At 34.4% G+C, this 12211-nt stretch carries 7 protein-coding genes; 5 read left to right on the top strand and 2 right to left on the bottom strand.

Annotated elements, in window-relative coordinates; all coding sequences use genetic code 11:
- Positions 1–53: 53 nt before the first annotated feature.
- The gene (locus tag BCR25_RS10730; RefSeq protein WP_069663603.1) at positions 54–248 is read right to left on the bottom strand and encodes a hypothetical protein; all 195 of its coding nucleotides are present in this window, start codon (positions 246–248) and stop codon (positions 54–56) included.
- 210 nt (positions 249–458) lie between these two features.
- Here BCR25_RS10730 and BCR25_RS10725 point away from each other — a divergent pair, with 210 nt between their 5' ends.
- The 4 genes from BCR25_RS10725 to BCR25_RS10710 all read left to right on the top strand — a co-directional run bounded on the left by BCR25_RS10725 (position 459) and on the right by BCR25_RS10710 (position 8490).
- Positions 459–4706 (top strand): BspA family leucine-rich repeat surface protein, encoded by a 4248-nt coding sequence (locus BCR25_RS10725; RefSeq protein ID WP_069663602.1) that lies wholly within the window; start codon positions 459–461, stop codon positions 4704–4706.
- A gap of 238 nt (positions 4707–4944) precedes the next feature.
- Complete coding sequence (locus BCR25_RS10720; protein WP_069663601.1) at positions 4945–7218, top strand: ATP-dependent Clp protease ATP-binding subunit; 2274 nt, start codon at positions 4945–4947, stop codon at positions 7216–7218.
- 321 nt (positions 7219–7539) lie between these two features.
- Positions 7540–7854, top strand: coding sequence for a DUF1827 family protein (locus BCR25_RS10715; protein WP_069663600.1), 315 nt, complete (start codon positions 7540–7542; stop codon positions 7852–7854).
- 156 nt (positions 7855–8010) lie between these two features.
- Positions 8011–8490, top strand: a complete 480-nt coding sequence (locus tag BCR25_RS10710) for a helix-turn-helix domain-containing protein (protein WP_069663599.1) — start codon at positions 8011–8013, stop codon at positions 8488–8490.
- A gap of 112 nt (positions 8491–8602) precedes the next feature.
- On the opposite strand, the gene BCR25_RS10705 is transcribed toward BCR25_RS10710, so the two are convergent.
- On the bottom strand, positions 8603–10180 hold the full coding sequence (locus BCR25_RS10705; RefSeq protein ID WP_069663598.1) for a peptide chain release factor 3: 1578 nt from the start codon (positions 10178–10180) through the stop codon (positions 8603–8605).
- A gap of 505 nt (positions 10181–10685) precedes the next feature.
- Between BCR25_RS10705 and BCR25_RS10700 the strand changes: the two genes are divergently transcribed.
- Complete coding sequence (locus BCR25_RS10700) at positions 10686–12176, top strand: helix-turn-helix domain-containing protein (protein ID WP_069663597.1); 1491 nt, start codon at positions 10686–10688, stop codon at positions 12174–12176.
- Positions 12177–12211: the final 35 nt, after the last annotated feature.

Here is a 12211-nt window from a genome sequence, read left to right as displayed (position 1 = left end):
TTTTTTAAAGTAGTTACAACACTTTTCACCTATTTTTTATCGGTTAAAAGGCTCTATTCATTTTCTTCCTTCATATGACGATATATAATTCGTCCATTTAATCCAGCTTCTCCGACAATCGACATCCGATCTGGTAAATTCTTCCATACTTCTCTAAATGCTGGAAAATCTTTTGGATCTACAATAATCTCTGAAATGGTCCCCACTCGTAAGTCCTCAATTTGTTTTTTAAATGGGTTTTCAATCACTTAATCACACCACTTTCTTTTTTATTTGTTGTCATTTTAGGATAAAATTGGTAAATTGTCTAATTTGTCAATCGAGTTCATTGTTTTAAAGTAAGTATATATAATGACGAAAAAAATATTTTTTATATGAAAATCACTAAACAGCTACTTTCTATTTCTTCATTTTGGTATAATTATTTTTTAATAACAAAAAAGGAGAGGGATTTAGGTATGAAGAAAAAAATTTGTTATTTTTTGTTGTTTGTTGGGTTAAGTATATTTTATTTTCCACAACTAAGCAATGCAGAACCAGCAGAAATGAGAGGCTTTGTAGAACTTAGTCAACCGACTAAGCAATCATTCAAGGCTGAAATCAGAGGCGATGAGTGGTTATCATATGCTGTTGTAGAAGACACACAGGAACTTTTAATTTTAGGTGAAAAAAATTATTGGTTCTATGCTTCAATTCATCCGGAAACAAAAGAATTGAAAGCAACTACAAGTAAGTATCTGATTGATTCTAAACCAGAAAATGTTGCTTATGAAAAAGATTTATCACAAGTGCATTTTAATCAACCAGAAGAGATTATTAAAGAAAATAAGGCTTTACGTACTATTAAAGGTCAAAAACAAAATCGAAATTTACTCGTAGTGATGATCGAATTTAATGATACACCACTTGAATATAGTAAATCAGATTGGTACAACAAGATCTTTGCTTCACAACAAGAGTCAGTGAATGATTACTATAATGAAGCGACTAAAGGCATGATCCAATTTAACCCAGTCAAAAATACACAGGTAGATGATACTCAGGATGGGGTAATCAAGGTTAAATTAAATAAAAACCATCCTAACTCTGGTTTTCTATCAGACGCTGAAGGTAAGTTCACTTTGCCACGTGAAATGCTCAATGAAGCTTTAAATCAGGCGAAAAATGATTTGAACCTAAAACAGTATGATAAAAATAATAGTGGGGTTATTACGCCCGACGAATTACATGTCTTAGCAATTTTCAGCGGCTACGCTGCAAGTGCAACAAATGCAACAACTGGGGTTTCCCCTACTATTTGGCCTCATCGCTGGGGTGGAAAAATAAATGTTGATGGTCTTTCATTAAATACGTACACAGCTGTTTCAGATAAAAGAAAATATTATTCACATGAAAAAGATAATCAGTCAACTATTGGAACGATTGTACATGAATTAGGTCATGACTTAGGGTTGCCAGATTTATACAATCCAGTTGGAACTACTGGACAAGGACTAGGTAGATACAGTGTAATGTCTGATAGCCATACTACAATGAATGGAAAATTAAGCGGTTCTTATCCCGCCCATTTTGATGCTTACTCAAAAGTTCAATTAGGTATAGTCGAACCAACTATAATAAATACGTCTCAAACTTTATCTATTAATGAGCTACAGCAGGATGATGTCAATATAGCAAAAATTGAAACATCCGATCCAAATCAATACTATTTGATTGAAAATCGTCAACCTAAAGGGTTTGATGCTGCCATGAAAGGATATATCCATTCAGGAGGAATCGGCATCTATTATGTAAATGAAAATATTGCTAAAAATAACGGTGTTGGCGAACAAATTGTGACATTAAAAGAAGCCGACGAAAGTCAACTTGGTTATTCTAAATTAAACGCAGGTATGTATAGTAATTTAGATGGTTTTTACTATAGAGGGATGAATATCAAAGGGACCAGACAGGTAACAGAATTAACTAGAACGACAACTCCTTCCAGTTTATTGCCTGACAATAGCCCAATCGATTTTGATATTTCTATAGAAGATTATTCTCAAGATAAAATGAATGTATCATTTAAGAGAAAAGTGGACGCTATTCAGATTTCTTCTATAGAATCAGAGGTTGAAGCTGGTCAAACATTAAAGTTATCTGCTACTATTTCGCCTGAAGATGCTCATGATAAGTCAATGCTTTGGAGTGTTTCAGATGATACCGTGGCAACAATCACGGAAGATGGACTTCTAACTGCCAAAAAATCTGGAAAAGTTATCGTAACTGTTACTTCTAAAGATACTGGTGTGAAAGATTCGATGACTCTGACTGTTAAGTCTAATTATTTTGGTACAGTGCCGTGGGAATGGGAGGAGCAAACACAAACTATTACTTTTGGTGAAGGAGCATTTCCTAACACAATTAATAATAATTCTTTACAAAAAGCAATAGAAAAAAATAGTCAATTGAATGGGATGAAAATCAAACATATTGTCTTTACTAAACCAATTGAATTAGCAGAGAACTCATCCTATCTATTCTCTAATTTGACTGAATTAATTAGTATTAACAATATTCAGCAGCTTCATACTAATAATGTAAAAAATATGAGCAATCTATTTGATAAAACAAGTAAATTACGTTCTTTGGATCTATCTAGCTTTAATACCTCTAAAGTAACGAATATGTCTGGTATGTTCAATGAAGCTTTTTCCTTAGCCACTATTGATTTATCTAGTTTTAATACTGAAAATGTTTCTACTATGAAATCTATGTTTGGAAGAACCCACTCCTTAACAAAAATAGACCTATCTAACTTTAATACTTCAAATGTTACAGATATGAGCCATATGTTTTATGGTATTGCCGCAACTTCTTTAGATCTATCTAACTTTAATACAGGAAAAGTTAAAAATATGTATGCTATGTTTTATGCAGCTTCCGCAATAAAGGAACTAAACCTTTCTAATTTCAAAACAGAAAATGTTACAACTATGTTTGCTGCATTTTCCGGAATGAACGCATTGACAAAAATAAATCTATCTAGTTTCGCTATAGAAAATGTAAAGGATGTACGTCAACTCTTCCATAAGTCAGATAAATTAGAAACGATTGTGTTAGGTAAAAAATCTAGACTTCCAAACTATGTTTATCTTTCCACAAAAGAAAACTATCCTCACAGCGGAAAGTGGATTCATAAAGAGTCTGGGGAAAAATATACTTCTAATGACGATTTTTTAAGCAATCACACTGAATCTGGAACTTATTTTAGAGAAGTTTATCAGGATAACCACTTTGGAACAGTGCCGTGGAAATGGGATGAGTCTACACAAACTATTACTTTCGGTAAAGGTGAGTTTCCTGATACTAGAATGAATACTTCTATTCACTCTATCATAGAGAATGACAAAAGCTTACAGGGTAAGAAAATTAAACGCATTGTCTTTACCCAACCAATTGAATTGGCTGAGAATTCATCTTATCTATTCTCTTATCTCTATGAATTAACGGATGTAAAAAATAGTAATTACCTTAATACCAAGAAAGTAATAGACATGACCTCTATGTTCAGTTACGCAAAAGCACTCTCAAAAATTGATTTATCAAGCTTCAATCTAGAAAGCCTTGAACAATCAAAAAATATGTTCAGTTTTACCCAAATGCTCGATACTCTAATCTTAGGTCAGCATACTAAATTTAACGGTACTGAGAATCTTATAATAAAAAACACTTACCCTTATTCTGGGAAATGGATTCACGAAGCTTCAGGAAAGAAATATCGTTCTAATAATGATTTCTTGGCAAATCAAAACGGAGCCGGAACTTATAATAGAGAATTCTTTCAAGAGAACCACTACGGAACAGTTCCATGGAGTTGGGATGAACAAACGCAGACAGTTACTTTCGGTAAGGGTGATTTCCCTGATACTAAACGGTATCATTCCATTAGGTCAATTATAGAAAAAAATCCGCAGCTAAACGAAAAAAAAATTAAGTCTATTGACTTTACCCAACCAATCAATTTGGCTGAAGACTCATCCTATCTTTTTTCCGACTTATCAGAACTAGCTGAGCTCAAAAATATAAGCTATCTCAATACTAAAAATGTAAAAAATATGTCTAGTATGTTTATAAACGCTAAAGCTTTGACTAATCTAGACTTATCTACTTTCAACACAACTAATGTTACAAACATGTCCACTATGTTCGCCTATTCATACGAATTATTGACACTGGATCTTTCAAGTTTTAACACGGAAAATGTTACGAATATGGGTTATATGTTTTCTTCTTTAGTAAAAATAACTAAATTAGATTTATCTACTTTCAATACTAAAAATGTAACTAACATGAACTCTATGTTTAAGTATATGAAAACACTTAAAGAATTAAATATTTCAAACTTTGACACGAAAAATGTAGTAGATATGACCTCCATGTTTGATAGTTCAATGACACTTTCTAAACTTGATCTTTCTGGCTTTAATACAGAAAAACTTCAACAATCAAAAAATATGTTTAGTTATACCAAAATGCTCGATACTCTAATCTTAGGTCAGCATACTAAATTTAACGGTACTGAGAATCTTATAGTAAAAGACACTTCCCCTTATTCTGGGAAATGGATTCACGAAGCTTCCGGAAAGAAATATAGCTCCTCTCTTGATTTCTTAACGAATCAAACCGATGCAGGAACCTACACTAGAGAAAAAATTTCCGAATAACTGAATCGTATTAAAGGAATAGCATTTTTGCTATTCCTTTTTTGATCACCAATTTTCTAGCTTTAGCATCCAACCGATCGTAGCTTCAAACAACGATTTACCCAAAACCAAATACTTGCTTCTTCTTAAAAAGATGCTATAATATTCTCAAAGGTCAAAAATGGTCAACCATTTTTTGACTTTCTTACATTGACTTTGATACATGATTAGTCTTATTTGAAAGGACGTGTTTTATCCTATGATCTGTCAAAATTGTCAACAAAATCCAGCAACAATCCATTTATATGCGAATGTCAATGGTCAAAGAAAACAACTGGACTATTGTCAAAGTTGCTACCAAAAATTAAAAGCACAAGCAAATGATAATCAACCTACAATGTCTCAACAAGATCCATTTGGTTTTGGAAGTTTAGATGATCTTTATCGTTCTTTGTCTCGTCAGATGCAGGAACAGCAAGGAAATCCGAATGGACAAACCCCACCGACTCAGTTTGGTGATGGAAATGGCTTTAATGGCGGACAACCTCCACGCGGCGGCGCTGGACAAGGCGAAGGGTTACTTGGAGAATATGGTATCAATATCACTCAAGCCGCACGAAATGGCGACATCGATCCTGTCGTTGGACGGGACGAAGAAATCAAACGTGTGATTGAAATCCTCAATCGCCGTACAAAGAATAATCCTGTTTTGATTGGGGAGCCTGGTGTTGGTAAAACAGCCGTTGTTGAAGGTTTAGCCCAAAAAATCGTAGATGGCGATGTTCCGCAAAAATTATTGGATAAAGAAGTGATTCGTTTAGACGTCGTTTCCTTAGTTCAAGGTACAGGAATCCGTGGTCAATTTGAAGAACGTATGCAAAAGTTGATCGAAGAAATCAAACAAGCAGAAAACGTCATTTTATTTATTGATGAAGTCCATGAAATCGTTGGAGCAGGTGCCGCTGGCGATGGAAATATGGATGCCGGCAACATTTTGAAGCCAGCTTTGGCTCGTGGTGAATTACAAATGGTCGGTGCCACTACTTTAAATGAATACCGAATCATTGAAAAGGATGCTGCTTTAGAGCGTCGGATGCAGCCTGTTCGCGTCGATGAACCAACAGTCGATGAAACGATCGCGATTCTTAAAGGTTTGCAAAAACGCTATGAAGACTATCATCATGTGAAATATACGGATGAAGCGATCAAAGCAGCGGCAACCTTATCAAATCGTTATATTCAAGACCGTTTCTTGCCAGACAAAGCGATCGATTTATTGGATGAGTCAGGTTCTAAAATGAACTTAACCATTCAAATCGTCGACCCTAAAACAATCGAAAAGAAATTAGCTGATGCTGAACAGCAAAAACAACAAGCGTCTGCAGAAGAAGATTTTGAAAAAGCGGCTTATTACCGTGATCAAATCAATAAATTGCAAGCGATGAAAGAAAAACAAATCAGCGATGAAGAAACACCTGTGATCGATGAAAAAAACATTGAAGCAATCGTTGAACAAAAAACTGGAATTCCAGTTGGTGACTTGAAAGAAAAAGAACAAACACAATTAAAAAACTTAGCAGACGATTTAAAAGCTCATGTTGTTGGACAAGATGACGCAGTCGACAAAGTGTCTAAAGCAATCCGCCGAAACCGCGTTGGTTTGGGCAAACAGAATCGTCCAATTGGTTCCTTCTTATTTGTGGGACCAACTGGTGTCGGAAAAACCGAGTTAGCAAAACAGCTAGCATTTGAATTATTTGGTTCTGAAGACTCAATGATTCGTTTTGATATGAGTGAATACATGGAAAAACACAGTGTTTCCAAATTGATCGGTTCACCTCCAGGATATGTTGGTTATGATGAAGCTGGTCAATTAACAGAAAAAGTTCGTCGTAATCCTTATAGCTTAGTATTACTTGATGAAATCGAAAAAGCGCATCCAGATGTATTGCACATGTTCTTACAAATTCTTGACGATGGTCGTTTGACTGATGCGCAAGGAAGAACTGTCAGCTTCAAGGATACCATTATCATTATGACAAGTAACGCTGGTACAGGTAATGTAGAAGCGAATGTTGGGTTTGGTGCTGCTCGTGAGGGAATCACTAAGTCTGTTTTAGGTCAATTAAACAACTTCTTTACACCTGAATTCTTAAATCGTTTTGATGGTATTGTCGAGTTTAAAGCATTGAGCAAAGAAAACTTGATGAACATCGTCAGCTTGATGTTAGATGACGTTAATAGCTTGCTTGGACATCAAAAAATCCACATTGAGGTACCAACAGACGTTAAAGAAAAATTAGTTGATTTAGGTTATGATCCGTCAATGGGTGCTCGACCATTACGCCGAACGATTCAAGAACAGATCGAAGATGGCATTGCTGAATACTATTTGGATCACCCTGAAGATCATGAGTTAGTGGCTAAATTAGATGATGAAGGAAAAATCATTGTTACTGGCGCAAACAATTCGGTTGTCTCAGATTCTACTCCATCAGATTCAAAAGAGAACGAACAACCAACTGAAGAATAAACTCAACGTTAGAATGTAAATGCTATTCACAAAAGCTCGGTATTGACCAAATTGGTCGGTATCGAGCTTTTTATTTAGCGCAAATATATTTTCTAAAGGTAAATGAGTCTTTGAAATCAAGAAAATGAGTACAAAAATCAAAATATTCTACGTTTTTTTAAATTTTTAAGACAAAATTCTTTTTATTTAGGCTAAAAAAATTTATAATAAAAATGAGTGAATATACATCAAATTTTAAGAAAGTTTATTCCAGCTCTTTTAGTCTGCGAATATTCCGTTTCTAATTTATCAAAACTATCGAACTAAATTGAGGTGAAAAAAATGAAATTAGTCAATGTAACCAACAGCTACAAACAATTAGTCAATAAACAACTGGAAAATACCGATGCCTATTTTGTTAAAGTCTATTCAGCGGGCAATACCACTGTTGTTTATTCTGAAGCAACAAAGCATGCTGAAATTTTGATCGTTAACAAAAAACGTGCAGTTCGAAAAACTGAAATCAATGAAATCTTAGCTTATTTTCTAAAACGTATTCCTAAAGAAAAATACAAGAAAGAAGATATTTCAATCATTGAACTAAAAGATGTGACTGAAATTTCGATTCCTGTTACATCAAGTTTAGTTGAACAATAACTAAAGGGGCACATTCTTTTTTGATTAGAATGTGCCTTTTTTCTTTTAACTAAATAGCTAGCAAGCTAGTCTTTACACAGTTGCAAGCGATGCTTTCTTGTTATACGACAACTTTCTCATTATGATTAAAGAACATCAACGAAAGGAAAATAGAAAATGGAATTTGGAGAGAAGATTAAAGAATTACGAACAACCAATCAAATGACACAAGAAAAATTTGCTTTGCGTTTAAATGTTACTAGGCAAGCAGTATCCAACTGGGAAAATAACCGCAACCTTCCAGATCTGGAGATGCTGATCCTCATTTCCACTATTTTTCATATCTCGCTTGATGAATTGATTCTAGGAGGAAGTACTGTGAACAACATGACTGAAAAATTGATCAAAGACGGTAGTGAAACAAGACGAGCAAAATTCAACATGATCACGACTTTGATTGGAGCTTTGTTTTTATTTTTAGGAGCTGCCTTTTTTTTTATCAAAGCACATTCCGTTGAATATATCGATTCATCTGGTATCCTACATGAGAATTTTTACCTTTTACCCACCGGTTTTTTCTTCATTTTCATTGGGATAATCATCTTTTTAACAACAGGTATTACATTCGTAAATTCGTATATCAAAAGCAGACGTTGATCAAGAATCGACGTTTGAAAAATTTTATCTAAAAAAGCCCGGAACAAAACTAAAAATCAGTTTTGTCCCGGGCTTTACATTCAAATAAACGCTTTTTTCTCGATCTTTTTTATTATAATAAGCTTTTTAGTTCGACATCTGGATATTTATCCGCAAACCAGCGTTCCGCAAATTGATTTTCAAATAAGAATAATGGTTGGTCAAAGCGGTCTCTAGCCAAAATATTACGGCTGGAACTCATACGTTCATCTAAATCCTCTGGTTTGATCCAACGAGCAATTTTACTTCCCATTGGCGTCATCACTACTTCTGCGTTGTATTCATTCAACATACGATGCTGGAATACCTCAAACTGCAACTGTCCAACAGCTCCAATGATATATTCTTCCGTCAAATATGTTTTGTATAACTGAATAGCGCCCTCTTGAACTAATTGATAGATTCCTTTATGGAAAGACTTTTGCTTCATGACATTTTTAGCAATAACTTTCATAAATAGCTCTGGTGTAAATGAAGGCAGTTCTTCATATTGAACATTCAGTTTTCCTTCAAATAAAGTATCACCAATTTGATAGTTCCCAGTATCGTAGATCCCGATAATATCTCCTGCTACAGCCTCTTCAACATTTTCTCTTGAATCTGCCATAAATTGCGTCACATTACTCAATTTGATTTTCTTCCCAGTTCTCCCAAGCGTTACATCCATCCCACGCTCAAAAGTTCCCGAACAAATCCTAACAAATGCAATACGGTCACGGTGAGCTGGATTCATGTTAGCCTGAATTTTGAAAACAAATCCTGAGAATTCTTCTTTGTAAGGACTGACTTCTTGCCCATCTTCAGTTTTATGACTGTATGGAGAAGGTGCAAATTGTAAAAATGTTTCTAAAAAGGTTTGAACACCAAAATTTGTCAAAGCTGAACCAAAGAAAACCGGCGTTTGATCGCCACGAGCAATCTTTTCAGTGTCAAACGCATCTCCTGCTTCCACTAATAGCTCAACCTCTTCTAAAACTTGACGATACACACTTTCTTTATGCAAAGGAGAATCACTTGGGATATCTCCATCAACTAATGGAATGAAGCGTTCGCCATTATTCGTTTCTGGACGATAGACCTCTACGCGCTTGTTATAAATATCGTATAGTCCTTCAAGCCCTTTCCCCATTCCGATCGGCCAGTTCATCGGATATGATTCAATATCAAGCAGCTCTTCTAATTCTTCTAATAAGTCTAACGGCTCACGGCCATCTCTATCTAATTTATTAATAAAGGTAAAAATAGGTATACCGCGTTTTTTTACAACTTGAAATAATTTTTTGGTCTGTGCTTCGATCCCTTTAGCACTGTCGATTACCATAACTGCACTATCGACTGCCATTAACGTTCGATACGTATCCTCTGAAAAGTCCTCATGTCCTGGGGTATCCAAAATATTGACCCGTTTTCCATCAAAATCAAACTGCATCACTGAACTTGTTACAGAAATTCCTCTTTGCTTTTCAATTTCCATCCAGTCAGATTTAGCAAAATTACCTGTTTTTTTCCCTTTTACTGTTCCAGCTTGACGAATTGCGCCGCCAAACAATAAAAGCTGCTCTGTAATCGTCGTTTTACCAGCATCTGGATGGGAAATAATTGCGAAGGTACGGCGACTATCAACTTGTTCTTTTAAATGGGTATTTTTCATTTGTTGCTCCAATCTCTCGTTTTTTCTTAAATTCGTTTAATAAGTATTCATCATTTATTTCAAAAACTTTCTACATAGGAAAATACTCCTTAGTCTTTATTATTCAACTAGTGTAGTATATCATGTAATTACCCTAGTTTTCAAAGGCTTTAGCTAAGTTTCAAAAAAGAGTAAGACGAAATCCTAAGATCTCGCCTTACTCTCAATAAAAGGGGAAGAAACAACTCTTAATAAGTCATTAAAAAATGTATCATTCAACTAAGAATTACTTTACACTTTTCAGAATAAGTATAATGTTCTCCTTATTCTTGTGCAAATATTCTCCGGTAGCACTCCCTACGGTGCTCTTTCCCCTGAAATTGTTATTTTAAGCAGCTTTTAAATTTTTATTTAGGAAAATCAAAAAACTATTCCGTTATTTATTCTGCTCAATCTATCTAAATTATTCAAAATAAACTAATTACTTTATTTTTATTGATAAATATTTATTAAAGGAAGTGAAAAAATGTTAGAAACAATGATGCTGGAAGATAATGACAAACGAAAACTAACTCTCTTTAGATTATTAACGATTTTCTCTGACAAACGGTATAGTATTAATTTTTTTGAAAACAAACTAGATTACTCCTATAGTCGAGTTGTTTATCTTCTAGAATTGATCCAACAGGACTTAACGGATATGACTGGTAAAACAGTCGATCTTCTCACGAAAGATGGGGTAAAACATACACAGGAAATCTCCTATGACATGTATTATCAGTACTTGATTACACAAAGTATCCCTTATCAACTCTTAGTTTCTATGCTTTACTTCCCGGAAGACAATCTCGATCAGTTTTGCGAAAAAAACTTTCAAAGTCGAACCACAGTTGTTCGAAAATCTAAACTGCTGATTACATACTTCAAAAAATTTGATATTAAAGTCAACATCTCTCAACTAGCTCTTTTTGGAGATGAACGTGTGATTCGAATCATGTTTTATAATCTCATCTGGTTGACTTCACAGGGAACAAATCTGCCTAAAGTTAGAAGAAATCCAATCGATTATGATCACGTCAGTAAAACTGTTAGCCCATATTTCCCAGATACCTTTAGCTATGGAGCAAAGAAACAGATATCTTTAATGGTCGAAATTATTTATTTGAGAATAAAAACCGGCAATATCTTAACCCAAAAAACAGCTATCGATCCTTATATCAATGTTAATGAAATCTATGACGATAACCGGCTTAGTACCCTGTTAACTGATTCTATGGCGATAGAAGCTGAAGCACAATTCGCAGCTTTCTTATTAACCGCTTCACCTAACTTTTTTAGAGAAGGAGAGCATCGTTTACTTCTCCTTGATTCTTATTTAGATACGCACAAAAACGAAGCGACCAAACTACTGGAAGAGTTCACTACTTATTTCAGTGAAAGATTCATGCCTTCTGGATTTTCTTGGGGAAATGAAGTAATACTTTTTGGAAATGTCGCTAATATTCTTTTTTCACTGACTATCCTTAAAAAGAATTTTCCTACTCTTTTTCACTTAACCGATCATTCTATTTTTTTTAATAATAAATCTCATCACAAATTATTTACTGAATTCAAACTATTATTTAAAAAAATTTCAAACCGAAAATATTTTGGCTGGCTTAAAGACCTTATTGTGCCTTTATCTGATACCCTAGCGGCTTTATTGCTACCTCTTTATGAATCTTTTCAACAGAACAATCTAATTCGTATTGCCTTAGTAGCAGAATCAAACTACCTACTAGTTGAACCGTTGACTCAATTTATTAAAGACATTCCCTTTGTTCAATTAGTTGCGTATAAGTATGGAGAATTTTCTTCATTTGATTTTATGGTAGCAACTTCATCTTTTTTGATCCCAGAAAACTGCCCGCTGCCGTCGTTTGTTTTTCGTTTCTCCGCTGATAGTGACGCACAATACCTTAATCTCTATCAAGCAATCAAAGAAGTCCATAATAAAAAAGGCAGTAACCTAACCTAAAAAAAAGAGACTAGGAAATTACTCCTTTGTCTCTT

The organism is Enterococcus termitis, from assembly GCF_001730305.1.
GTDB classification, from domain to species: Bacteria; Bacillota; Bacilli; order Lactobacillales; family Enterococcaceae; genus Enterococcus_L; species Enterococcus_L termitis.
This window is presented reverse-complemented; position numbering and strand designations above follow the sequence as displayed.